The sequence below is a fragment of the Flavobacteriales bacterium genome (assembly GCA_016779995.1).
Taxonomy (GTDB): Bacteria; Bacteroidota; Bacteroidia; order Flavobacteriales; family UBA7312; genus UBA8444.
Genome location: JADHMO010000002.1, coordinates 22,024 through 45,821, shown reverse-complemented (window position 1 = coordinate 45,821; position 23,798 = coordinate 22,024). Strand labels below are relative to the sequence as shown.

The 23,798-nt window shown below is 34.1% G+C and carries 24 protein-coding genes; 15 read left to right on the top strand and 9 right to left on the bottom strand.

The annotated features are described in order from the left end of the window. Positions 1-7 precede the first annotated feature (7 nt). From kynU to ISP71_02080, 3 genes are read left to right on the top strand one after another with little or no spacing between them, the layout of a single operon-like run. Entirely contained in the window at positions 8-1,276 is a 1,269-nt protein-coding gene (kynU, locus tag ISP71_02090) for a kynureninase (protein MBL6662869.1), read from the top strand. Beyond that, entirely contained in the window at positions 1,273-2,610 is a 1,338-nt protein-coding gene (locus ISP71_02085) for an FAD-dependent monooxygenase (GenBank protein ID MBL6662868.1), read from the top strand. Before kynU ends, ISP71_02085 begins: the two co-directional genes overlap by 4 nt. Then, positions 2,607-3,824, top strand: coding sequence for an MFS transporter (locus ISP71_02080; protein MBL6662867.1), 1,218 nt, complete (start codon positions 2,607-2,609; stop codon positions 3,822-3,824). Before ISP71_02085 ends, ISP71_02080 begins: the two co-directional genes overlap by 4 nt. On the opposite strand, the gene ISP71_02075 is transcribed toward ISP71_02080, so the two are convergent. Both ISP71_02075 and ISP71_02070 read right to left on the bottom strand, forming a co-directional pair. Further along, a complete protein-coding gene (locus tag ISP71_02075) occupies positions 3,803-4,213 on the bottom strand; it encodes a hypothetical protein (GenBank protein ID MBL6662866.1) in 411 nt (136 codons plus the stop codon). The genes ISP71_02080 and ISP71_02075 overlap by 22 nt on opposite strands. Positions 4,214-4,249: 36 nt before the next feature. Then, on the bottom strand, positions 4,250-4,891 hold the full coding sequence (locus ISP71_02070; protein MBL6662865.1) for an MBL fold metallo-hydrolase: 642 nt from the start codon (positions 4,889-4,891) through the stop codon (positions 4,250-4,252). Positions 4,892-4,938: 47 nt separating this feature from the next. Between ISP71_02070 and ISP71_02065 the strand changes: the two genes are divergently transcribed. Both ISP71_02065 and ISP71_02060 read left to right on the top strand, forming a co-directional pair. Next, on the top strand, positions 4,939-5,307 hold the full coding sequence (locus tag ISP71_02065; protein ID MBL6662864.1) for a sulfite exporter TauE/SafE family protein: 369 nt from the start codon (positions 4,939-4,941) through the stop codon (positions 5,305-5,307). Beyond that, positions 5,304-6,479, top strand: coding sequence for an amidohydrolase (locus ISP71_02060; GenBank protein ID MBL6662863.1), 1,176 nt, complete (start codon positions 5,304-5,306; stop codon positions 6,477-6,479). Before ISP71_02065 ends, ISP71_02060 begins: the two co-directional genes overlap by 4 nt. Here the strand turns inward: ISP71_02060 and recQ are convergent. Then, the gene (recQ, locus tag ISP71_02055) at positions 6,476-8,665 is read right to left on the bottom strand and encodes a DNA helicase RecQ (GenBank protein ID MBL6662862.1); all 2,190 of its coding nucleotides are present in this window, start codon (positions 8,663-8,665) and stop codon (positions 6,476-6,478) included. The genes ISP71_02060 and recQ overlap by 4 nt on opposite strands. Here recQ and ISP71_02050 point away from each other — a divergent pair. Genes ISP71_02050 through lptB form a run of 3 tightly spaced genes read left to right on the top strand, consistent with a single transcriptional unit; the run spans position 8,647 to position 11,251 of the window. Next, positions 8,647-9,723 carry a KpsF/GutQ family sugar-phosphate isomerase gene (locus ISP71_02050; GenBank protein ID MBL6662861.1) on the top strand — a complete coding sequence of 359 codons (1,077 nt, stop codon included), beginning with the start codon at positions 8,647-8,649 and terminating at the stop codon, positions 9,721-9,723. The two genes, recQ and ISP71_02050, sit on opposite strands and share 19 nt — an antisense overlap. 8 nt (positions 9,724-9,731) lie before the next feature. Further along, positions 9,732-10,529, top strand: a complete 798-nt coding sequence (gene tatC, locus ISP71_02045) for a twin-arginine translocase subunit TatC (protein MBL6662860.1) — start codon at positions 9,732-9,734, stop codon at positions 10,527-10,529. Next, positions 10,526-11,251, top strand: coding sequence for an LPS export ABC transporter ATP-binding protein (gene lptB, locus ISP71_02040; protein ID MBL6662859.1), 726 nt, complete (start codon positions 10,526-10,528; stop codon positions 11,249-11,251). The genes tatC and lptB overlap by 4 nt, the downstream gene beginning before the upstream one ends. A 3-nt stretch (positions 11,252-11,254) precedes the next feature. Here lptB and purS read toward each other — a convergent pair whose 3' ends face one another. Together purS and ISP71_02030 are read right to left on the bottom strand one after the other, a co-directional pair. After that, positions 11,255-11,506 (bottom strand): phosphoribosylformylglycinamidine synthase subunit PurS, encoded by a 252-nt coding sequence (gene purS / locus ISP71_02035; protein MBL6662858.1) that lies wholly within the window; start codon positions 11,504-11,506, stop codon positions 11,255-11,257. After that, on the bottom strand, positions 11,503-12,234 hold the full coding sequence (locus tag ISP71_02030) for a CDP-alcohol phosphatidyltransferase family protein (GenBank protein MBL6662857.1): 732 nt from the start codon (positions 12,232-12,234) through the stop codon (positions 11,503-11,505). The genes purS and ISP71_02030 overlap by 4 nt, the downstream gene beginning before the upstream one ends. A 34-nt stretch (positions 12,235-12,268) precedes the next feature. On the opposite strand from ISP71_02030, the gene lnt reads away from it, so the two are divergent. Next, complete coding sequence (gene lnt / locus ISP71_02025; protein ID MBL6662856.1) at positions 12,269-13,795, top strand: apolipoprotein N-acyltransferase; 1,527 nt, start codon at positions 12,269-12,271, stop codon at positions 13,793-13,795. Between the two features lie 10 nt (positions 13,796-13,805). On the opposite strand, the gene ISP71_02020 is transcribed toward lnt, so the two are convergent. Further along, on the bottom strand, positions 13,806-14,054 hold the full coding sequence (locus ISP71_02020) for a hypothetical protein (protein ID MBL6662855.1): 249 nt from the start codon (positions 14,052-14,054) through the stop codon (positions 13,806-13,808). A gap of 114 nt (positions 14,055-14,168) precedes the next feature. Between ISP71_02020 and ISP71_02015 the strand changes: the two genes are divergently transcribed. The 5 genes from ISP71_02015 to ISP71_01995 are packed head-to-tail and all read left to right on the top strand — an operon-like array spanning position 14,169 to position 20,821. After that, positions 14,169-15,464, top strand: a complete 1,296-nt coding sequence (locus tag ISP71_02015) for an anthranilate synthase component I family protein (protein MBL6662854.1) — start codon at positions 14,169-14,171, stop codon at positions 15,462-15,464. Then, entirely contained in the window at positions 15,454-16,773 is a 1,320-nt protein-coding gene (gene tilS / locus ISP71_02010; protein MBL6662853.1) for a tRNA lysidine(34) synthetase TilS, read from the top strand. Before ISP71_02015 ends, tilS begins: the two co-directional genes overlap by 11 nt. Further along, entirely contained in the window at positions 16,757-17,254 is a 498-nt protein-coding gene (locus tag ISP71_02005; GenBank protein MBL6662852.1) for a hypothetical protein, read from the top strand. Before tilS ends, ISP71_02005 begins: the two co-directional genes overlap by 17 nt. A gap of 2 nt (positions 17,255-17,256) precedes the next feature. Further along, positions 17,257-19,245 carry a thioredoxin family protein gene (locus ISP71_02000; protein MBL6662851.1) on the top strand — a complete coding sequence of 663 codons (1,989 nt, stop codon included), beginning with the start codon at positions 17,257-17,259 and terminating at the stop codon, positions 19,243-19,245. Between the two features lie 37 nt (positions 19,246-19,282). After that, positions 19,283-20,821, top strand: coding sequence for a YifB family Mg chelatase-like AAA ATPase (locus ISP71_01995; GenBank protein ID MBL6662850.1), 1,539 nt, complete (start codon positions 19,283-19,285; stop codon positions 20,819-20,821). A 56-nt stretch (positions 20,822-20,877) separates the two neighbouring features. Here ISP71_01995 and ISP71_01990 read toward each other — a convergent pair whose 3' ends face one another. The 3 genes from ISP71_01990 to ISP71_01980 all read right to left on the bottom strand — a co-directional run bounded on the left by ISP71_01990 (position 20,878) and on the right by ISP71_01980 (position 23,215). Next, positions 20,878-21,612 (bottom strand): alpha/beta hydrolase, encoded by a 735-nt coding sequence (locus ISP71_01990; GenBank protein ID MBL6662849.1) that lies wholly within the window; start codon positions 21,610-21,612, stop codon positions 20,878-20,880. A gap of 177 nt (positions 21,613-21,789) precedes the next feature. After that, the gene (locus ISP71_01985; protein ID MBL6662848.1) at positions 21,790-22,422 is read right to left on the bottom strand and encodes a Crp/Fnr family transcriptional regulator; all 633 of its coding nucleotides are present in this window, start codon (positions 22,420-22,422) and stop codon (positions 21,790-21,792) included. Positions 22,423-22,456: 34 nt separating this feature from the next. Then, on the bottom strand, positions 22,457-23,215 hold the full coding sequence (locus ISP71_01980; protein MBL6662847.1) for a hypothetical protein: 759 nt from the start codon (positions 23,213-23,215) through the stop codon (positions 22,457-22,459). Positions 23,216-23,225: 10 nt separating this feature from the next. Between ISP71_01980 and ISP71_01975 the strand changes: the two genes are divergently transcribed. After that, complete coding sequence (locus ISP71_01975) at positions 23,226-23,798, top strand: nicotinamide mononucleotide transporter (protein MBL6662846.1); 573 nt, start codon at positions 23,226-23,228, stop codon at positions 23,796-23,798.

Genomic DNA, 23,798 nt, shown 5'->3' with positions numbered 1-23,798 from the left:
TAACATCATGCAAAACACTTTAGAATTTGCCCAAGATTCTGACCAGCAAGATGAGCTGTCAGCCTACAGACAACGTTTTTACCTTCCTAAAATTAATGGTAAGGATGCACTTTATTTTACTGGTAATTCTTTAGGGTTACAGCCAAAAAGCACACGAGAATATGTTCAGCAAGAGTTAGATGACTGGGCAAAATATGGTGTTGAAGGTCACTTTGAAGCCAAAAATCCGTGGGTATCTTATCATAAAATATTATCCGAGCCATTTGCTCGATTAGTAGGAGCAAATAAGGAGGAGGTTGTTGCTATGAATGGGCTTAGTGTAAATCTTCACCTGATGATGGTTTCATTCTATCAGCCAAGCTCCAAGCGTACTAAAATTATCTGTGAAGCAAAAGCATTTCCTTCAGATCAATATATGCTTGAAAGTCAAGTAAAATTTCACGGCTTAAACCCAGATGATACTATTATAGAGGTTTCCCCTCGTGATGGAGAACATACCATTAGAGAAGAAGATATATTATCCACCATTGAAGAAGTTGGAGAGGAGTTGGCTCTAGTCTTTTGGGGCGGTGTAAATTATTATAGTGGTCAGGTCTTTGATATGGCTAAAATTACCGAAAAAGCGCATGCTCAAGGGGCTTATGTTGGCTTTGATTTAGCTCATGGTGTTGGCAATATTGAGCTAAAGTTGCACGATTGGAACGTTGATTTTGCTTGTTGGTGTTCTTACAAGTATTTGAATGCTGGTCCTGGTAGTGTTTCTGGTGTTTTTGTACATCAAAAGCATGATAATAATTCCAATTTACCACGATTTGCTGGTTGGTGGGGGCATGATGAAGAACGCCGTTTTTTGATGGAAAAAAACTTTGTGCCGATGCCAGGAGCTCAAGGTTGGCAATTGAGTAATGCGCCTGTTTTTGCTATGGCGCCTTGTAAGGCTAGTATGGATATTTTTGATGAAGTAGGCATGACTCGATTAGTATCTAAAAGTAAGCGTTTGACAAACTATATGGAATTTATATTCAACGATATATCTTCTAGATACAATAATTGCGATTTAGAAATTATCACTCCAAAAGAAGAAAGATATAGAGGGTGTCAATTGTCTGTTTTATGTCACGGTCAGGGTAGGTCGATGTTTGATTTTATTACTAAAGAAGGCGTTATTGCAGATTGGAGAGAACCAAACGTTATTCGTTTAGCACCTGTTCCATTATACAATTCTTTTGAAGATATTTATCAGTTAGGTCAAATCATAGAAAAAGCATTATCATGAGAAAAAAAGTTACTATAGCTGGTGCCGGTTTGGTAGGTTCTTTAGAAGCTATCTACTTAGCCAAACGTGGGTTTCAAGTTGAGGTTTATGAAAGACGACCTGACATGAGAAAAGTTGAATTATCCGCTGGTCGTTCTATCAATTTAGCTTTATCTGCTAGAGGTTGGAATGCTCTAAAGGCGGTTGGTGTAGATCAAGATGTGGAGAAAATGGCTATTCCAATGTATAAAAGAGTCATGCATGCAGTTGACGGCTCTCTTACTGACCAACAGTACGGACAAGATGGAGAGGCTATTTATTCTGTATCTCGTGGTGGTCTTAATCAATTGCTGATGAACTTAGCGGGTGAGCAAGAAAATGTGAATATGCATTTCAACTATAAGTGTGTTGATGTAGATTTAAAGTCAGCCTCTGCAACCTTTGAGCATAATGATGGCAATCAAAAAAATGTCGATGCTGATATGATTATTGGTGCAGATGGAGCATATTCTGTGATACGTTCAAAAATGATTAAGCAAGACCGTTTTCAGTATTCGCAACATTATATTGAACATGGTTACAAAGAGCTGACAATACCAGCCAATTCAGATGGCACTCACAAATTAGAAGTTAATGCCTTACACATTTGGCCAAGAGGAAGTTATATGCTTATTGCTCTGCCAAATATGGACGGAAGTTTTACCTGCACACTATTTTTTCCATATGAAGGTGAGTATTCCTTTAACAGCTTACAAACCGAACAACAGGTTTACGACTTTTTCAAAGAAGTATTTCCAGACACTTTAGACTTAATCCCTAATTTGGTAGAAGAATATTTTCAAAATCCTACCTCCTCATTAGCTATAATGCGTTGCAACCCTTGGACTGTCGACGATAAAGTATTACTCATTGGAGATGCCGCTCATGCAACAGTTCCCTTTTATGGTCAAGGTATGAATGCGGGCTTTGAGGGCTGTTTTGTTTTGGACCAATTGATGCAAAAACATGGCGAAGATTGGCAGGCTTGTTTTGATGAATACTCTAAAATAAGAAAGCCAGATGGTGATGGTGTTCAAGATTTATCTATGCACAATTTTATTGTTATGCGAGACAAGACTGCCGACCCTAAATTCTTACTTCAGAAAAAAATAGAACTACATTTTTCCAAAAAATATCCTGACAAGTGGTTGCCTTTGTACTCTATGGTTTCATTTAGTACTATTCGTTATTCTGAAGCATGGGAGATTGGACAACAACAAGAAAAGCTAATGCAGAAAGTTATGGACGTTCCTAACATTGAAGATAAATGGGAGAGTGATGAGGTGGAACAGTTGATGCTTAGTTTAATCGCTTGAGAAAAATTTTACAATCATATGCACGCTTAGAAGAGCATATTCTGCTGATGATAAGAGCAGAGTTTTTTATTCAGCTTATTGGTGCAGCTTTTTTTCTTATCCTAAATATATACCTAGCTAAAGAGGGGTTTAGTGATCCCGAAATAGCCAACTATATTTCCTATCGTTTTTTAGCAGTAATGGTCTTAGCTTTTCCTTTGGGGTTTTACATTAAAGGCAAACGCCTTAAACCATTTTTTACGATAGGTAGTCTTGGCGTTCCTTTAGTGGCTATTGTTATGATACTTGCTATCCGTAATCAGATGTTTGTTTTTCTACCCTATTTATTTGTGTTTTGGGGTGTAGTATTTACATGTTTTCAAGTCAGTACTTTGCCATACATTATGAGAAATACTTCAAAAGAAAACCAATCTCATGCCATATCTTTAAATTATGCTACACATAGTTTTGGAACAATTATTTGTAGTATCATCATATTTATTTTAAGTCGTTCATTTAGAACTATCGATGAAGGGACTATCCTGTTGTTTATTTCATTAGTGGGGCTAATTGGTGTATTTTTCTTATTGCAACTCAAGACTGACGATGTACTAGCAGAAAAGAAAGGTATTCAATGGAAGTCTTACGACTGGATTTTGTTGTTTAAAGCCATAGTGCCAACTATAATAATTTCTATTGGTGCAGGTTTGACTATCCCATTCATCAATTTATTTTTCTATCATGATTTCGGTGTGGACTCTTCGGAGTTTGCTCTAATTGGAGGCGGTGCTAGTTTGCTAGTAGCGTTTATGGCTTTGTTAGTTCCAAAGGTCAAAGATATATTAGGGTTTAAAAAAGGTATTACACTAACTCAGTCCATTGCTGTTTTGGCTTTAGTTGCTTTAGCTACTACAGAGTTTTTTGTGGAGTATTGGTGGGCTTTGCCATTAGCTATTTTATGTTTTTGGATACGTACGCCTTTAATGAATATGGCTGCGCCTATGACTTCAGAGCTAACTATGAATTATGTAGGCAAGGAAAACCAAGAAATTTTATCTGCCATAACTGCTGCTATTTGGAGTGGTAGCTGGTACTTCAGTTCTCAAATATTTAGATTTTTAAAAAGTATGGATATGCCCTACGCTTATATTTTTTATATCACAGCAGCTCTGTATGCTTTTGGGGTATTTACCTATTATCTACTTATCTTGGATTATGAAAGGAGAGTGGAATGATTTTTTAGCCCTTCAATAATTATTTTCTTTTGTTTTTTGGACAAGCCATCTGTCATTATTGAAAATTGTTTTTTGTTATTATTAAAATGAATGCCTTTCCAATCTTCAGTTATTTCATAAATAGGCCCTATTAAGTCAAATTTATTTTCTTCTTCCATGGCTAACATTTTCCAACAAATGGATTCTTTTTCAATGTTGAAATAATATTTGCTCATTCTATAAAACTCATATAGATGTAAAGGCATTGGAATAATAAAACTTACTAATAAAGCTATAGTCGATATTCTTTCAATAGGACGTAAAAGGATATAAGCGGTTAAAAATAATGATACAACGGCAAGTAAAAGTCTAATTCTTTTTTTGGTTTCGAATAGTTGTAGTTTTATCATGAAATAAGCTCTAAGAAGATATTCAAATATAAGGAATCATTTTAAAAAAGGGTTATTGGCTTTTTCGAAGCCGATATTTGTACTTGGTCCGTGTCCACAATAAATTTTGGTATTGTCATCAAGGGGAAACAGTTTTTCTTTGATACTCTCAATTAGTGTATCAAAATCACCGCCCGGCAAATCGGTTCTGCCAATACTCATTTGAAACAACACATCTCCACCAATTATAAAATCGTCTTTTTTAGAATGAAGAACAATATGACCAGGGGCATGACCTGGAGTAAATAGAATATCTAACTCACTTTCTCCAAACTTTACTTTTTCACCTTCATTTAAAAAATGAGAAGGTAAAGGGCTTTCTTGATAATTGTGAAATCCATAGACCGTACAATAATCTTTCACAGACTTAAGTGTTGGCACATCCAATTCATGCATAGCTAAGTCCAATTTCCATTTGTCAGCAACAAAACGGTTACCTAAGACGTGGTCTATGTGACAATGTGTATTTATTAGAAGAACAGGCTTTAGCTTATTTTCAGACACGAAATTGCTTAGCGTTTCTTGTTCGTACTTATCATAGCAACCCGGGTCAACTATGATACATTCTTTAGTATCGTCAAACAAAACGTAGGTGTTTTCTTGAAAGCCGTTAAATGTGAAAGATTGTATTTGTATCATAAGGCAAAGATATTTTGATTTATATATCTTAGCAAGGAATTTACATTATGTCTACAATAACATTACTTTTTTTAATTTTAATAGGTTTAGCAGCAGGATTGTTGAGTGGATTTATCGGTGTTGGTGGTGGAATAATTATTATTCCTTTATTAATGATATTATTGGGAATGACTCAACATCAAGCGCAAGGAACTAGTCTAGCCGTTATGTTGCCACCAATTGGAATATTGGCCGCTTGGAATTATCATAAAGCGGGTTTTGTAGATTGGAAATATGCCTTAATAATTTCAGTAGCTTTTATTGTAGGGGGTTACCTAAGTTCTAAATGGGCAGTAAATGTTGATGCAAAAACACTAAAAAAAGTCTTTGGCATAATGCTACTTATTGGCGGCTTTAAACTAATCTTTGGTAAATGAAAAATCTTCAAAATAAGATAAAATATCTTGCCGAAAATTATTTCAAAGATACTGTTGAAATTAGACGATATCTTCATACCTACCCTGAACTTTCGTTTAAAGAATACAAAACATCGGAGTATATTCAGCAAAAACTTACAGCATACGGTATCCCTTTTACGTCTGGATTAGTAGAAACAGGAGTTGTAGGGCTTATCAAAGGTAAAAACCCCAATTCTAAATGCATCGCCTTACGTGCCGATATAGATGCATTACCAATTCAGGAATTGAATGACTTAGATTATACTTCTAAAAATAAGGGTGTTATGCATGCTTGTGGGCACGATGTTCATACAGCATCACTTCTAGGTGTAGGGCGTATCCTCAATGAATTGAAGGAGGAATGGGAGGGGACAATTAAGTTAATATTTCAGCCTGGTGAAGAAAAATTGCCTGGCGGTGCATCTTTAATGATTGCCGAAGGTGTATTGGAAAACCCTAAAGTAGATAAAATTATTGGTCAACATGTTTCGCCTGAGCTAGATAGTGGTGTTATTGGAATGCGTGGTGGAATGTTTATGGCTTCAGCAGATGAAATATATATAGATGTTATTGGTAAAGGAGGACATGCTGCGCTTCCAAAGGGTAGGGTAAATCCAGTACTAATTGCAAGTAAAATATTAATAGCCTTATACGATAGATTTGATAGAGTAAAAGATACCCCATCGGTATTTTCTATTGGAGTTATTGAAGGCGGTTCTGCTGGAAATATTATTCCCGACACGGTTAGTTTACAGGGTACTTTTAGAGCTATGAATGAAGAATGGCGTAAAGAAGCACACCAAATTATGCGAGACATTTGTTGTTCTACAGCACAAGAAATGAGTGGTGAGTGTAATATAGAAATTAAAATTGGCTATCCTTTTTTAAAAAATGATAAGTCTTTTACTAAGCTTTGTTTTGAAAATGCTCAAAAGTTCATAGGTGCTAAAAATGTGATTGAAATTCCAAAACGAATGACTGCCGAGGATTTCTCGTATTATTCGCATCATGTACCAGCTTGTTTTTATAGACTAGGTGTGGGTATTAATAATCAAGAGAGAAAACATTTGCACAACGCTTATTTTGATATCGACGAGTCGGCTTTGAAAAATAGTATTGGAATAATGAGTTGGCTAGCTATAAACAGTTAGTTAGCGATATCTGAAATGAATTTTATTCTGTAAAGTCTCAATTCCTCGTCAGTATATTCATCTTCCTCAAATTCATTTCTTGCTTCGTCAAAGGTTGCGCTTTCAGAATTTTTAAAAAAGTCAGATAATTCTTCTTCTTGATATTCATCAATTATTTCATCAAGATAGTAGTTGAGGTTGATTTTAGTACCTGATTCTACAATTGTTTCTATTTCTGTAATTAGTTCTTCTACAGTTAGTCCTTTGGCAGATGCAATATCTTCAATGGAAAGTTTTCTGTCAATACTTTGAATAATATAGACTTTGTTACTAGACTGTTTAGCTACTGTTTTTACTACCATTTCCTCAGGTCTTATCACATCGTTGTCTTCGACATACTGTTTGATGTATTTCAAGAATGGTTCTCCAAACTTTTTAGCTTTTCCTTGCCCAACCCCATGTATTTGCGCTAGTTCATCAGTAGTTATGGGGTATTGATTAGCCATGTCTATAAGAGATGCTTCAGAAAAAATAATATTTGGAGGTAAGCTTTTTTCTTTAGCATATTTTTTTCTCAAATCTTTGAGGTTAGCAAATAGTATTGTATCAGCTGCAGCCCCTTTTTGATTGCTTGTTACGGCGTTTTTAGCATTTATTGCATCATAGTCGTGGTCTTCAGTCAATAAGATTTCGTAGGGTTTTTGATTGTATTCATTCCCTTCATCAGTGAGTTTAAGAATGCCATAACTTTCTATTTCTTTTCTTAAAAAACCTTTGACTAATGATTGACGAATTACGGAATGCCAAAAGCCTTTTGTTTTGTTTTTCCCTTTGCCAAAGACATCTAGAGATTCAGATTTATGTTGTTTGATTAAAGAGTTACTTTCACCTACAATAACTTTAACTACCTCTTTGGCTTTTAGTCGCTCACTTACAGCCTTAACACTTTCTAATAATTGAAGAATATATTCTTCACCATTAAATTTAGGTTTTGGATGTCTACAATTGTCGCACATTTCGTTGCAATTGGCATCATCAAATGTTTCTCCAAAGTAGTGTAGAATGTATTTTCTTCTACACATAGAGGTTTCGGCAAAAGAGATAGTTTCTAGAATGAGTTGTCTGCCAATTTCTTGTTCAGCAACAGGCTTACCTTGCAAAAACTTTTCTAGTTTTTCAATGTCTTGATAACTATAAAAAGTCACGCAATTTCCTTCTCCACCATCTCGGCCAGCTCGTCCTGTTTCTTGATAATAGCTTTCCAAACTTTTTGGAATATCGTGATGAATAACATACCTAATATCTGGTTTGTCTATACCCATTCCAAAAGCAATCGTAGCCACAATTACATCTACATCTTCCATGAGGAAGGCATCTTGATGTTTTACTCTGGTTTTGTTTTCTAATCCAGCGTGATAAGGAAGCGCATTGATGCCATTTACTTGAAGCGTTTCGGCTATCTCTTCCACCTTCTTTCTACTCAAACAGTAAACAATGCCGGATTTACCTTCGTTTTGTTTAATGAATTTTATAATTTCCTTTTCTACATCAATTTTTGGTCGGATATCGTAGTATAAATTATCCCTATTGAACGAATCGAAAAATACAGGGCAGTCACTTATGCCTAAGTTTTTTTGAATATCTTCTCGTACTTTGGTAGTAGCTGTAGCTGTAAGGGCAATGATTGGAGCAAGTCCAATATTTTCTATGATTTTTCTTAAATTTCTATACTCTGGTCTAAAGTCATGGCCCCATTCAGAAATACAATGTGCCTCGTCAATAGCGTAAAAGGATATTTTTCTACCTTTTAAAAAGTCGATATATTCTTCTTTAGTTAAAGATTCCGGAGCGACATATAGAAGTTTAGTTTTTCCTGTCTCCACATCTTCTTTAACTTGTGCGACATCTCTTTTGGAAAGTGAGGAGTTTAGCACGTGAGCTATAGCATCATTATTATTATAACCTCGAATAGCGTCCACTTGATTTTTCATCAGGGCTATTAATGGAGACACTACGATGGCACAACCTTCACTTATCAAAGCTGGTAGTTGATAACACATTGACTTGCCGCCACCAGTAGGCATAATTACAAAAGCATCATTACCATCTAATGTGTTCTTAATGATGGTTTCTTGCTGGCTTTTAAAACGGTTAAATCCAAAATACTTTTGAAGTTCATCCGTTAAAGATGTGGTGTGTGTGTTCATTTAATATAATCAAGCTAAAATTTGATACTTTTGCATCAAACAACATAGGTATAAATTTAGACAATTTTATTAACCTATTCAAAATAAATTTATTGAAATCTAATATTGACATAAAAAAAATTGCCAAGTCTGTTATACGCACAGAAGGTGAGTCTATTCTTAATTTGCAAGCTTTTGTAAATGACGACTTTACGGCTATCATATCAACTATCCTTAAGTCAAAGGGCAGATTGATTGTCAGTGGTATTGGAAAGAGTGCCAATATTGCTCAAAAAATGGTTTCGACCTTTAATTCTACAGGACAACCTGCTATATTTATGCATGCTGCAGACGCCATTCATGGCGATTTAGGTAATGTACAAGCTGATGACATCGTATTGTGTATTTCAAAAAGTGGAAATACAGAGGAGATAAAAGTCCTGCTGCCACTCATTAAGGCTATGGGTAATACTATTATTGCCATGACTGCCAATACAGATTCTTATTTGTCTAAACAGTCCAATTGGACTATAAATACTAGTATTGAAAAAGAAGCTTGTCCAAATAATTTAGCCCCTACAACAAGCACTACCGCTCAATTGGTAATGGGCGATGCTTTAGCTGTTTGCTTATTAGAATGTCGTGAATTTACCGATGCTGATTTTGCTCGTTATCATCCAGGAGGAACATTAGGCAAGCAATTGTTTATGAAAATTGGTGAATTATGCTCTGATAATCAAGCTCCTCAGGTCTCGGCTGACTCTAGCGTCAAGGAGGTAATTGTTGAAATTTCTAATAAAAGACTAGGAGCTACTGCCGTAATAGAAAATAATCAGCTTCTCGGAATAATTACGGATGGAGATATTAGAAGAATGCTAGAAAATCAAAGCGATTGGAATCATTTTAAAGCGACTGATATTATGAACTCAAACCCCAAAATTGTTAAAGAGGCAGAGTTAGCTAGTGATGCTCTTAAAGTTATGCAACACAATAATATTTCTCAAATTGTAGTAGTCAATGATGATGCATATATTGGAATTGTACATATTCATGATATTTTAAAAGAAGGATTAGTTTGATGGAAAAAATAGGCGAAGAAAAACAAGAACAGTCTTTTTTAGAACATTTAGAAATATTGCGTTGGCATCTTATAAGAAGCTCTGCTGCCGTTTTGTTATTTACAGTTTTAGCTTTTGTATTTCCAGAAATTCTTTTTGATAAGATAATTTTTGCCGCAAAAGACCCCAGTTTTGCTACCTATAGATTTTTCTGTTGGATGTCTGAAACGCTTCATTTTGGAGAAGCTTTGTGTATTGATGAAATGCCATTTGAGTTAATGAACATCAATATGTCTGGTCAATTTAGTACTCATATTGTCTCATCTGTCGTTGCCGGTTTTGTGATTGCTTTTCCCTATATTTTTTGGGAAATATGGCGATTTGTAAAGCCAGCCCTTCATAATAGTGAGAAAAAATATTCTAGAGGCGTTGTTTTTTACACCTCTCTACTTTTCACATTGGGTGTTTTATTTGGATATTATGCTGTAGCTCCCTTATCTGTTCAGTTCTTAGGAAATTATCAAGTCAGTTCGGAAGTAATCAATCAAATCAATCTCAATTCTTACATTACTACAGTTACTACTGTATGTTTGGCAAATGGGATAGTTTTCCTTTTACCTGTTCTTATATATTTCCTTAGTAAATTAGGTTTCATAACTCCTGCCTTTTTAAGACAATATAGAAGACATGCTTTAGTTATATTGATGATTTTGGCGGCAGTAATCACTCCTCCAGACATTATGAGTTTAATTTTGGTGACTTTCCCACTTATGCTACTTTATGAAGTTAGTATTAAGGTGTCAGCTAGATTTCAAGATGAAGAATGAAGATAACAGCTAAAAACATAGTCAAGACGTATAGGAATAGAAGAGTCGTTGATGGAATATCGTTAGATGTTAAACAGGGCGAGATTGTAGGTCTATTAGGTCCAAATGGTGCTGGTAAAACCACCTCTTTCTATATGATGGTAGGTTTAGTAAAGCCAGACGAAGGACATGTTTATTTGGATAATGAAGACGTAACCGACCAGCCCATGTATCGTAGAGCACAAATGGGAATTGGCTATTTGGCACAAGAAGCTTCAGTTTTTAGAAAGTTATCTGTTGAAGATAATATATTGGCTGTACTAGAAATGACAGCTTTATCTAAGTCTGAACAAAATGCGAAGTTAGAATCCCTACTTGACGAGTTTGGGCTGCAACACATTCGTAAAAATCGAGGGGACTTACTGTCAGGAGGTGAAAGACGAAGAACAGAGATTGCTCGTTGTTTGGCAACCGACCCAAAATTCATTTTACTAGATGAGCCTTTCGCTGGTGTTGATCCCATTGCTGTTGAGGATATTCAGCAAATTGTATCTAAATTAAAAGATAAGAATATCGGAATACTAATAACCGATCATAATGTCCACGAAACACTTTCTATTACTGATAGGGCTTATTTGTTGTTTGAAGGAAAAATTCTTAAATCTGGAACAGCTGATGAATTGGCAGCTGATGAGCAAGTCAGAAAAGTATATTTAGGACAGAACTTCGAATTGAGGAAATAATACTTATGCTGCTGTGATTTTAAAATTGTAAGCTTCCATAATTTGGTTACACAACAGTTCAGAACAAGCTTTGTCAACTTTTTCACTGGCTTCGGCTTCACTATTTGCCTCTATTTCTAATGTAATGTGTTTACCGATTCTAACATTGGTGATTTCTGGAAGACCAACATTTTTCATGCTACCACTTACTGCTTTGCCTTGTGGGTCTAAAAGTGCCTTTAATGGCATGATGTCAATTTCTGCTATAAATTTCATTTAACTTGCTTATTAATAATCGATAATATTAGGTACAAAATTAAAATAATTGGAACAGCTTCAAAGCCTAAAAGCAATAATAATATCACACTTGTTACAATTAGTATATATCGGTACTTATTTTCTGACCAGCGGGTAGATTTAAATTTTAGTGCAATCAAATTTAATTCAGAAATCATCAATAGACTAAGAATAACTACACTAATAATAATTACCTCTTTTCTGTAAATCAAATCATAAACGAATCCTTCTCCGTATTCTACAATAAAGGGGATAGAAATAAAAAAAAGTGCATTGGCAGGTGTTGGTAAGCCTATGAAAGAATCGCTTTGTCTGGTGTCAATGTTGAATTTTGCCAAACGATAAGCTGAAAATAAGGGAATTAAAAAAGCAATGTACGGTAAGTAATGCCTAAAATAATCACATAGGTTATTGGTTGCTGTGAAGTAGCTTTCTGTTTCTAGAAGAAATAACAATTGAAAAACGATAATTGAAGGAGCTAAGCCAAATGTAATTAAGTCAGCTAAACTGTCTAGTTGTTTTCCCATTTCTCCACTAGCCTTGAGTAATCTAGCCAAAAAGCCATCAAAAAAGTCAAGAAATGCACCTATTAGGATGCAAGTAGAAGCTAAAGTCAGCTTACCGCCAAAGGCAAAAAGGATAGCTAAAATTCCGAATGCTAAGTTTCCTAAAGTAATTAGGTTGGGTATATGTTTAAAAATGCTCAAGAAATACGATATTTGCTATGCAATAATACAAAAGATGTTCCGCAAACTACTACTTTGCCTTATTTCAGCTCTATTTTTGGTGCTTTCATGGCCACCTTCAGGTTTCCCATTCCTAATTTTTGGTGCTTTTGTGCCTTTGTTTTTTATTCTTAAAGACCTTCAAAAGAAAAGATTCGCTTTTTTTTACTCTTTTTTGGTTTTTGCTTTGTGGAATACATTCACAACTTATTGGATTTATAATGCCAGTTTGTTTGGTGCAATAGCTGCAGTTTGTGTAAATAGTATTTTGATGGCTAGTGTGATGACTCTGTTCATATGGCTAAAATCAAAGTTTAACGATAGACGTGCTTGGTGGGCACTTATTAGTTTATGGTTAAGTTTTGAGTACCTTCATTTAAATTGGGATTTGTCTTGGCCTTGGCTAACTTTAGGAAATGCATTTGCTCACTACCCTCAATCTATACAATGGTATGAATATACTGGAACTCTGGGAGGAAGTTTATGGATACTATTAGCTAATATTAGCTTATTTCATTCCATAAAGAATAAATCTAAATACCTTTTATCTTCTGTAGTAATAGCTTTACCAACTCTATTTTCATTCCTAATCAATACTAAGAATGAAACAGGAAAAGTCATTGAAATTGTGGTGGTACAACCCAATATTGACCCCTATTTCGAAAAATTTGATGACCTGACTTCTATACAACAATTAGAAAAGTTCATCGAATTAGCTGAAAGTAAATTGGATTCATCTACCAATTATTTAATAGGTCCTGAAACAGCTATTGTTGATGGGGTATGGGAAAATAAAATTGAAAATTCTCCAGAAATACAGAGATTGATACAATTAATTGAAAAGTACCCTAAATTGAATATCATTGTAGGGGCAGTAACTTACAAAGCTTATTCTAAAACTGAGCAAATTCCAAAAACAGCTCGTCAGTTTACAGGGTTAGATGCTTATTATGATGTTTTTAATTCTGCTATTCAAATAAATGCTTCTGAAATTTCCGTTTATAATAAGTCTAAGTTAGTTCAAGGTGTAGAATTTACGCCCTTTCCAGCACTTTTAGAAAACCTCGAATTTTTAGCTATTGACTTAGGTGGAATTACTGGAAGTCTTGGTACTCAAGATTATAGAGAAGTATTTGCGTCTAAGTCAGCACAGATGGCACCCATCATTTGTTACGAATCTATCTTTGGAGAATTCATTAGTCAGTATGTTCGCAATGGTGCTGATTTGTTTGCTATTATTACCAACGATGGGTGGTGGAAAGATACGCCCGGTTACAAACAGCATTTGAATTATGCTAGTCTTAGAGCAATAGAATGTAGAAGGGCTATTGCACGTTCTGCAAACACAGGAATTTCAGCCTTCATTGATAGTAAAGGTAAAATATCAAACGCCACACAATGGGATGAGGAAATAGTAATAAAAGGTCGTTTGGAAACGAACACAACTCAAACTATTTATGTTAGGTTCGGCGACTATATTGGTCGAATATCTGCTTTTATTGCAGTAATGTTTTTATGCTTTGCTGTGGCTAAAAGAGATTAAGTTAGCATCTTTATTCTTCGATAACCATTGCAGTATCTTGAGATATAGAATCTGTAATTAAAGAGTCTGTTTCAATAACTTCAACTTCACTCTCAATATCAAATTTCATCATCATTAAATTTTGTTCTTCATTAGTTGATGAGGCTTCTATATTGAGTACAGTATTTTTTGGTGTATTTTCTAGAATAGGACTTGAGTTAGTGTTTTTCATAAAACCAATAATAAAAGCACCGATTACTAGAACAGCCGTGATAATCATTTCGCTAAATTTCATAATTTCTTGGGTTTTAATTTTTTTACAATTTAAAAAAAATATTATAAAGCTAAACAATTTGATATTCTTTAGGATTGAATATTGTTTAGTTTTGTACTTATGCGTCAGACTGCGGTTTATAATATTTCAGATATTGAATTTTTCAAAAAACGTTTAACGTCTTGGGCTTCACAGTTTGAACAATCGGCTGTTTTACAAGGAAAAACTGATAAAAATAACGGTTTGTATTTAAAGTACGATATGTTAGTTGGTGTTGATGCCTTAGACGAGCTGTTTTCTGAAAAAGATAGTTTTGATAATTTATTCAATTTTCATAATGACAAACAAGATTGGCTATTTGGTTTTATGTCTTATGATTTAAAAAATGAGATAGAAGATTTAAAATCCGAAAATTTAGATTTTTTAAATTTTCCTTCCTTGCATTTTTTTCAGCCTAAGTGGGTATTTGAAATCATAGAGAATCAAGTCAGTATTCATTTTCCTACAAATGTTGAACGCAAAGAAATGCAACTCTTATTTAAGGAAATTATGAATTTTGAATTGGAGGATAACTCCAATGGAACGGTAAGTATTGAAGCAAGAATTAGCAAGGAGGAATACATTGCAGGATTTGAAAAATTGCAACAACATATCTTTAGAGGGGACATTTATGAGGTCAACTATTGTCAAGAGTTTTTTGCAAAAAATGTAATCTTAAACCCCATTTCTGTTTATCAAAACTTATACAGTGTTTCAAAGCCACCTTTTGCAGCCTATTATAGGTGTCAAGATAAGCACCTAATGTGTGCTAGCCCAGAACGGTTTCTTAAAAAAGATAATACAACACTAATTTCTCAGCCTATAAAAGGAACAAGAAAAAGAAGTCCACAAGCAGAAGAAGATAATCGTTTAAAAAATGAATTGTTAAACTGCCCCAAAGAACAATCTGAAAATGTGATGATTGTTGATTTGGTTAGAAATGATTTGTCTAAGACTGCTAGTCCCTCATCTGTAAAAGTAGAAGAACTTTTTGGTATTTATTCCTTTCCTCAAGTACATCAAATGATTTCTACAGTAGTCTCAGAATTGGAAGAAAACACACCTTGGACGGAAGCCATTCGTCACGCCTTTCCAATGGGTAGTATGACAGGAGCACCTAAGATTAGTGCTATGCAGCTTATTGAAAAGACAGAAGTTTTTAAAAGAGGTTTGTACTCTGGGACAGTTGGATTTGTTACTCCTGATTCTAATTTTGATTTCAATGTTGTAATAAGAAGTATTCTTTATAATTCTACCAATCAATACGCATCTTTGCCAGTAGGTAGTGCTATTACTGCAAATGCCAATCCGCAAGATGAGTATGATGAATGTTATTTAAAAGCTAAAGCTATGATGGAGGTGCTTAATGCTAAATAAGCTAAAATCTTTTATAGCAGAATATCAATTGGCAGAATCTAATGAAAAATTACTTCTAGCAGTTAGTGGTGGTAAAGATAGTGTTGTGATGGCTCACCTTTTTCATCAATTGGACTATGCTTTTGCAATAGCTCATTGCAATTTTAAATTGAGAGCAGAAGATAGTGATGGCGATGAAAAGTTTGTTGAAGAATTAGCCCATAAACTAAACGTTCCTTTTTATTCTCAATCATTTGACACCAAGACATATGCTATTGAAAATAAATTATCTATTCAAATGGCAGCTAGAGATTTGCGCTATGAATGGTTTGACAATTTGACTAAGAAAGAGGGCTATAATAAAATTGTAACTGCTCATCATCAAGACGATGCCATAGAGACTTTGCTAATCAAAAAAAGCAGAAAATCTAGTATTGGAGCTTTGCAAGGGATTCCAGTTAAAAATGCCAATATCATAAGACCTTTTTTGACTTTTAGTGTAGAGCAAATTCAAAACTATATCTTAGAAAATTCTATTGAGTATAGAGAAGATAAATCTAATTCATCTATTCAATATCAAAGAAATAGTATTAGAAAATCATTACAATATGATAGTCAAGATAAAAGAGCTAAATACCTTGATGAGATAGAAAGTAACAAAAATGCCTATTCCAAGCTTCTCGAAAAATGTGAGAGATACAATACCAAGTTTTGTGAAAACAAAAACAATGGAATCTTCTTGCCATTTGAATACCTACTTAAGCAAGATGAAAAGCAAGAAATTTTATACGAGATATTAAAGCAATACGGACCATTTTCTTGGCGAGATGTCTTTTCTCTAATTGATAGCGAAGTCGGTAGGTATGTTGCCAACTCTGAATTCAGAATTGTTAGAGAACGACAAGGTTTTTTTGTTTCAAAAATATCAGAGAATTTAAAAGAACAGCTTTTTATTAAAGTTAATGATACCGTATTAACTTCTCCTATTAGTATAAAGCTGAGAGTTCACGATTTCAAAGATTTCAAACTCATTAAAAACAGTCGCTTAGCTGCTTTGGATTATAGTAAACTCCATTTTCCTTTGATACTTCGACCTTGGCAAAAGGGGGATGTTTTCACTCCTATTGGAATGAAAGGAAAGAAGAAAATTAGTGATTTTATGATTGACGAAAAATTTTCTACCTACCAAAAAGAAAATACTTGGGTAATTTGTTCGTTAGATACCATAGTTTGCATAGTAGGTCATCGAATTAATGATGAATTCAAACTTGTGCCAGAGACAGAAAAAGTATATCTTGTCGAACCTTTGATGAATGAACATGGAAAGTGATATTTTATACGAAGAAAGTCAATATTTAGGCTACAACAGACTATCCTTTTTGAGGAGAATGGTTTTAGCCTTATTCTGTTTTTTGTCCTATTATTGGTCTGGGAACTCAGTTGATGCTGAGGGTTCGGGTAGTTTACTTTTTTTCTTAGGAGTAGCTATCATAGGAGTTTCGGCAATTCTCGTTTTTATTTTACATTATAGAACAAGAGTCGAAAATGGTAGTCTAATTTTAGATGGACTGTGGACGGCTAGAAAAGTAAAAATTGACTTATCGTCAATTAAAGATGTCAGTAAAGTTAAATACAGCCGTTTCTTTTTTAATAGAGCGGTATATAATTTACACCTTAAAGGAGCAATCCATTTTTATACTCGAGGTAAGGAGTGTATACAGCTTACCGATAAAGATGGTTTGAAATACTTAATAGGAAGTCAAAACCCTACAGAATTATTAAGAGTATTAAACCAACAATTAAAAAAATAATCATGAAAAAATTTCTTTTTGTCATTACATTAGTGTTTCCAACACTACTATTTTCTCAGATTTTCAATCCTGTATCTTGGGAGTTTTCTAAAGAAGATTTAGGAGGCGGTGAGTACGAACTTGTTTTCAAAGCAAGTATTGAGAACGGGTGGTATTTGTATTCTCAATTTGTTGAAGATGATGGTCCTTTGCCGACTACTTTTACTTTTTTTGAATCCAATAGCTATGAGCTTATTGGGACGACACAAGAGGGTGAGCCCAAACAAGAATATGACCCTAATTTTGATATGGTCTTATCCTATTTTACTAAAGAGGCTGTTTTTACTCAAAAAGTAAAAGCAATTAATGCTGATGCCAAGGTCGATGGGGAGTTAATGTTTATGGTTTGTGATGCTACTCAATGTTTACCACCAGAATATGTTGATTTTACTTTTACCTTAGGTTCAGCGTCTGAACAAGTCGAAACTAAGGATGTTGATGACGCAGAAAGTACCTCATCTCTTAATTTAGTTTCAGCAGATGCTGATGAATCTGAAAATGAATCATCGAATAATAAAGGTATGTGGAGCATATTTTTCATTGCTTTTTTTAGTGGCTTTGCGGCTCTTTTAACTCCATGTGTATTCCCTATGATACCTATGACAGTGAGCTATTTTACTAAGCAAAGTAAAAGTAGAGCAAAAGGTATTTCTAATGCCATCATATATGGTATATCTATCATCATAATATACGTTGGACTAGGAGTAGGCGTATCTGCGGCATTTGGTCCTGAAGTGCTTAATAGTATGGCTACTAACGCCTATTTTAATATTGCATTTTTTGTTCTTCTTGTAGTTTTTGCGGCATCATTCTTAGGAGCCTTTGATTTAACATTACCGCATTCGTGGATAAATAAAGCTGACAAAGCTTCTGATAGAGGTGGTTTTATTGGCATATTTTTTATGGCATTGGTTTTAGCCCTAGTATCATTTTCTTGTACAGGACCTATTGTCGGAACATTATTGGTTGAGGCTGCCTCAGGGGGTAGTTATATGGGCCCAATCATTGGTATGCTAGGCTTCTCATTAGCTATTGCTTTACCATTTGCCCTGTTTGCGGCATTTCCAGGTTGGTTAAATTCATTGCCACAATCTGGTGGTTGGCTAAACTCTGTAAAAGTTGTTTTAGGATTTTTAGAGTTAGCACTTGCCTTCAAATTCTTATCTAATGCAGACTTAGTATGGCAAACACACCTTTTGGAAAGAGAAGTGTTTATTGCTATATGGATTATCATTTTTGCCTTCTTAACAATGTATCTGTTAGGAATGTTCAAGTTAGCGCACGACAGTGATTTAAAATATGTTTCGGTAGGTCGATTGTTTACTGCTGTATTAACAGGGATGTTTACGGTTTATATGATACCAGGTTTGTGGGGTGCTCCATTAAAAATTATTAATGCTTTTCCTCCTCCAATGCATTACAGCGAATCTCCCTATGGTGTAGGCTATACTCAAGGTGGTGGAGCTGTTGTTGCACACTCTGAAGAAGAAGGTCAACACTTAGGTCCTCAGGGAATTATGGTTTTTCATGACTACGATAAAGGTATAGCTCATGCTAAAAAAGTGGGACTGCCAATAATGATAGATTTTACAGGCTGGGCATGTGTAAATTGTCGTAAGATGGAAGAACAAGTGTGGTCTGATTCGGAGGTCAAAAGAATCCTTACTGAAGATGTTGTTTTGATTTCTTTGTATGTAGATGAAAGAACTCCTTTGGCTGAAGACGAACAATACGAGACGACTATTGCTGGTAAAAAGAAAAAGGTTAGAACAGTAGGTGATAAATGGACTGTTCTACAAGCCGAAACCTATAAAACCAACTCTCAACCTTATTATGTTATTCTAGATCATAATGAAAATCAACTTGGTGTTTCTGCCAATTATCAAGATTATGGTGAGGTAGATTTATTTAAAGCTTGGTTGCAAAAAGGCATAGATGAATTTAATCAATAGAGGCTACAACCTTTATTGATTTATTAAACTTACTTAAATGCTAGTCAAAACTTTTGGTTCTGCCGTTTTTGGTATTGATGCTACTACTATCACTATTGAGGTGAATGTATCTCCTGGCATTAAATTTTTCTTAGTTGGTCTTCCTGATAACGCCGTTAAAGAAAGTCATTTCCGTATAGAAGCAGCTCTTAAAAATACAGGTTATCGATTGCCAGGTAAAAAGTTTATAATCAATATGGCTCCAGCAGACATTCGCAAAGAAGGCTCAGCTTATGATTTACCATTGGCTATAGGTATTTTGGCAGCCACTCATCAAGTCAAATCAGAAGGTTTGGAAGAGTATGTGATTATGGGTGAATTATCTTTAGATGGTGGTGTTCAATCCATAAAGGGAGCTTTACCAATAGCTATACAAGCTAGAAAAGAAGGATTTAAAGGCTTAATTGTGCCTAAAGTAAACGCCAAGGAGGCAGCAATCGTAAACGATTTGGACGTGTATGGTGTGGATAATATCAAAGAATTAATAGATTTTTTAAATGGAGAAAAAGAGTTAAATCCAGAGTATGTTGATACTCGTAAAGAGTTTTTTGATTCAGTGTTATTTTCAGACGCTGACTTTGCCGATGTAAAAGGACAAGAGAACATTAAACGTGCGTTAGAAATTGCTGCAGCAGGTGGTCATAATGCCATACTTATTGGACCGCCAGGTTCAGGTAAAACTATGTTAGCTAAGCGTATTCCTGGAATTTTACCCCCTTTGAGTCTAAGCGAAGCCTTGGAAACGACTAAGATACATTCTGTTTCTGGTAGAATGTCAAATAATTCTTCTCTTTTAACTTCACGACCTTTCCGTTCTCCTCATCATACCATTTCAGATGTTGCCTTAGTTGGTGGAGGAGCTTTTCCTCAGCCTGGTGAAATTTCATTATCTCATAATGGGGTGTTATTTTTAGATGAGCTGCCAGAGTTTAAGCGTACAGTTTTGGAAGTAATGCGACAACCTCTAGAGGATAGGGTAGTTACCATTTCTAGAGCTAAGTTTAGCGTTGATTTTCCTGCTAGTTTTATGCTTATTGCTTCAATGAATCCTTGTCCTTGTGGATTTTATAATCATCCTGAAAAAGAATGTTTATGTGGTGCAAGTATTGTGCAAAAGTATCTCAATAAAATCTCAGGACCTTTGCTTGATAGAATAGATTTGCATGTTGAGGTTACGCCAGTAAAATTTGAAGAATTATCTAAAGATAAAAAGTCTGAAGCCAGTCATTTAATACGTAAAAGAGTTATAGAAGCTAGACAGAGGCAAACTAATAGATACGCCGAAATGCCACAAATACATTGTAATGCTCAAATAAATCCTAAGCAAATAAGGCAGTTTTGTACATTATCCACAACTAGCCAAGAACTACTTAAAAAAGCAATGCAGAAGTTAGATTTATCTGCTAGGGCGTATGACAGAATATTAAAAGTAGCAAGAACAATTGCTGATTTAGAAGGTAGTAGTGATATTCAAACTAATCACATAGCAGAGGCCATTCAATTTAGATCTTTAGACAGAGGCGATTGGGCAGGATAAAAAAAAGCAGTGACAAAAATGTCACCGCCTTTTTACACAATGAAAAAACAAATTTTTTAAATAATAGAGAGAAGTATTTCTGCCACTTTTTCGGGTTGTGAAAAGTTTGGAGTATGACTTGAGTTGATAGAAAATGACTTTACCACTTTATCTGTATACATAGCTCTTTGTATTTCTACAGGAATTGCCTTATCCTCTGTACACTCGATGTAATACTTAGGTACTTGACCAAAATTCTCATTAGTGATTTCTAATTCATACATCAAAGGAGCAGACGGTTCTGGCACGATGTAAGGCTTAGCACCATCAAATACTTCTTTTGGAATATCGTGGGCAAAAGCGTTTTGAATTTCTTCTTCTTTTACTAAAGCAAATGTTTTGTCGTCAGATAGGTAAAAGTTTTCTACAGCTTTTGAGCCTTCAACACCTTGTACAGCTCCAAAAAATGAACCTCCATTCGGTAACAAGAATGCTGTAAGGTAAACCAAACTTTTAATTTTATTAGGTCTTAGTTCAGCAACTCTACTTATAGTAATTCCGTTAAAGCTATGGCCTAATAAAATTACATCTTCTTCTTGAGAGTCAAGAATGGATAAAATAGTATTTACATAGTTATCCATTGTAATGTCGGCGGGGCTTGTTTTGTCATTTCCGTGTCCGGGTAAGTCAGGCGTAATCACATTATGTCCTTCTGCTTCAAGAATATTTTTTACACCTTCCCATTGCCAAGCTCCAAGCCAAGCGGAGTGAACAAGAACAAAGGTCTCTTTTTTAACTTCTTCTACTGCCATATCTTCAGATTTATTCTGAGAATTGTTAGTAGTGCAGCTGCTGAAAAATAATAGTGATAGTGCACTAACTGCCATAAGATTTTTAAGTTTTATCATGATTTTTAGTTTTAATTAATGCAGCAAATATAAAGACCTTTATTATATTAAATTTGTGTCTATTGTTACAATTGAAAATTATTATTTAAGTTTTATTTTCTTGAATTTTAAAAACACTTCTCCTAGCTGTTCTTGCCTTTTTAAGGATCTTGATACTACTTCTCTAGTAGTTCCTATTTCTTTAGCAATATCGTTATGAGAAATATTTACCTCCTTTGATTGTGATTTGCTAGAAATTTCTTTTAGCAAAATCATTATTCTCTCATCAATTTTTTTGAATGCAATAAGTTTAATACATCTCAATAATAACTCATATTTTTCGGTTAATGTTTTAATAATAAATTCTTGCCATGAGGGGTATTTTTTCCATTCAGTCATCAATCTTACTGGGATTTTTACAATTATAGTATCTTTCAAAGTTGTAGCATTGACCAAGCTTTGATAGTTTTGTTCAATAGCTACAATTGAGTAAACACAAGTTTCAGAATCTTTAATTTTATACAGTGTGATTTCTTTTTCATTTTCTTTATGCCAAACTCTTATTTTACCTGTTACAATTATTGTAAACCATTTGACATACTGTCCTTGTTTTATAAGCTGGCTATTTTTTGGAACAAACTCTACTATTGAATCTTTAGCTAGTTCATATTGAAGTAGTGGCTCTTTTAAATTCAAATGAGAAAGTAAGTTGGTAAACATTTTTTCTTTTTCCATAGTAAATATGATGCTTTTAAGGGTTTCTTTATAACTAAAATAAAGATAAGTATTTTTTGAAGTAATTTTCACTATTGATATTTATAATCGGGAGATTAGTGTAAGGTTTGGGTATAGAAAATATGACATATGAGTATCGCTCTTGATTTATCGATTCATCGTAATTGACATAGTGTTGTAAGGCTTTAATTCTTCCTTTTGAGAGTAGTTCTATTAAAAATCCAGGAAAGGCGATAAGATTTTTTGTCGCTGGTATTTTTATTTCATTTCCATTTTCATCAATAATGAATAATTCCCTCGAAATTCCAAAAGGAAAAATACTAATTAACGACACGTCTTTGTGTATAGATAATCGTTTAGTATTTTCTTTTTTAACTATTGGATAGAAGTTTAAACTCATCATGTGACCAACGTTTTTTTCATGAAATTGAATTATTTCACTTTGGACTAACATTTTATGTAATAGGTTATGTTCAACTGCTTTTACAATGGAAGTTAACTTATTCCAATATGTATTCAAGAAAGGGTGAAATTCTATAGGATAATTTTTAACCGCTTGAAAATCGGATACCACAAATGAGTGCAATGAGTCATGGGCATATTGATTAGTACTGTTTTTTTGTCCCATATATGAATATCCATCAAATGCATAATTGTATTCAGTTTGTAGAAAGTTTTTTCTATACGAGATATGTCTTGACATAAAGGTTTTAAAAGATTCATCAATTATAGTTTTATCTAAACAAATATTGGTCTTAAAATATCCGTTTATAAGTTCTATTTTTACATTCATGATTTAGGTTATGGATTTATTTTTAACTATTGAAATAGTATCAGTTATTCTTGGATTGATTTATTTAATCCTACTCATAAAACAAAATATAAACTGTTGGTGGTTTGGTATCGCAGCTTCTCTTCTAAGTATTTTTTTGTTTTATAATAGTAAGTTGTATTCAGAAGCGATTTTGTACACGTATTATGTCTTTATGGGGTTTTATGGCTATTACTCTTGGAGTCGAACAATTCCTAATAGCGGCGGTAATACAGGTCTTTTAATTAGCGAAAAGGGGTTGAGCTTTCATATTCAAGTAATTAGTTTTTCATCTTTAGTTGCAATTTCATTGGCATGGGTTTTTGAAAATTTCACGGATGCTAGTTCGCCTTATTTAGATGCTTTTACTACTATTTTTAGTTTTTTGGCTACTTATTTGGAAACAAAAAAAGTACTTTCTGGTTGGATTTATTGGATAATAATTAATGGTATGACTGTAGCTTTGTATTATAGCAAAGCTTTAGACTATTATTCAGGCTTAACAGTTATATACTTTATCATGTCTTTTGTCGGTTATTTTAAGTGGAAAAAAGAGTTTGTCTAA

Coding starts and splice junctions, on each gene's coding strand:
- kynU (MBL6662869.1), top strand. CDS start 8: ATGCAAAACACTTTAGAATTTGCCCAAGATTCTGACCAGCAAGATGAG.
- ISP71_02085 (MBL6662868.1), top strand. CDS start 1,273: ATGAGAAAAAAAGTTACTATAGCTGGTGCCGGTTTGGTAGGTTCTTTA.
- ISP71_02075 (MBL6662866.1), bottom strand. CDS start 4,213: ATGATAAAACTACAACTATTCGAAACCAAAAAAAGAATTAGACTTTTA.
- ISP71_02070 (MBL6662865.1), bottom strand. CDS start 4,891: ATGATACAAATACAATCTTTCACATTTAACGGCTTTCAAGAAAACACC.
- ISP71_02065 (MBL6662864.1), top strand. CDS start 4,939: ATGTCTACAATAACATTACTTTTTTTAATTTTAATAGGTTTAGCAGCA.
- ISP71_02060 (MBL6662863.1), top strand. CDS start 5,304: ATGAAAAATCTTCAAAATAAGATAAAATATCTTGCCGAAAATTATTTC.
- ISP71_02050 (MBL6662861.1), top strand. CDS start 8,647: ATGTGGTGTGTGTGTTCATTTAATATAATCAAGCTAAAATTTGATACT.
- recQ (MBL6662862.1), bottom strand. CDS start 8,665: ATGAACACACACACCACATCTTTAACGGATGAACTTCAAAAGTATTTT.
- lptB (MBL6662859.1), top strand. CDS start 10,526: ATGAAGATAACAGCTAAAAACATAGTCAAGACGTATAGGAATAGAAGA.
- purS (MBL6662858.1), bottom strand. CDS start 11,506: ATGAAATTTATAGCAGAAATTGACATCATGCCATTAAAGGCACTTTTA.
- lnt (MBL6662856.1), top strand. CDS start 12,269: ATGTTCCGCAAACTACTACTTTGCCTTATTTCAGCTCTATTTTTGGTG.
- ISP71_02020 (MBL6662855.1), bottom strand. CDS start 14,054: ATGATTATCACGGCTGTTCTAGTAATCGGTGCTTTTATTATTGGTTTT.
- ISP71_02015 (MBL6662854.1), top strand. CDS start 14,169: ATGCGTCAGACTGCGGTTTATAATATTTCAGATATTGAATTTTTCAAA.
- tilS (MBL6662853.1), top strand. CDS start 15,454: ATGCTAAATAAGCTAAAATCTTTTATAGCAGAATATCAATTGGCAGAA.
- ISP71_02005 (MBL6662852.1), top strand. CDS start 16,757: ATGAACATGGAAAGTGATATTTTATACGAAGAAAGTCAATATTTAGGC.
- ISP71_02000 (MBL6662851.1), top strand. CDS start 17,257: ATGAAAAAATTTCTTTTTGTCATTACATTAGTGTTTCCAACACTACTA.
- ISP71_01995 (MBL6662850.1), top strand. CDS start 19,283: ATGCTAGTCAAAACTTTTGGTTCTGCCGTTTTTGGTATTGATGCTACT.
- ISP71_01990 (MBL6662849.1), bottom strand. CDS start 21,612: ATGGCAGTAGAAGAAGTTAAAAAAGAGACCTTTGTTCTTGTTCACTCC.
- ISP71_01985 (MBL6662848.1), bottom strand. CDS start 22,422: ATGGAAAAAGAAAAAATGTTTACCAACTTACTTTCTCATTTGAATTTA.
- ISP71_01980 (MBL6662847.1), bottom strand. CDS start 23,215: ATGAATGTAAAAATAGAACTTATAAACGGATATTTTAAGACCAATATT.
- ISP71_01975 (MBL6662846.1), top strand. CDS start 23,226: ATGGATTTATTTTTAACTATTGAAATAGTATCAGTTATTCTTGGATTG.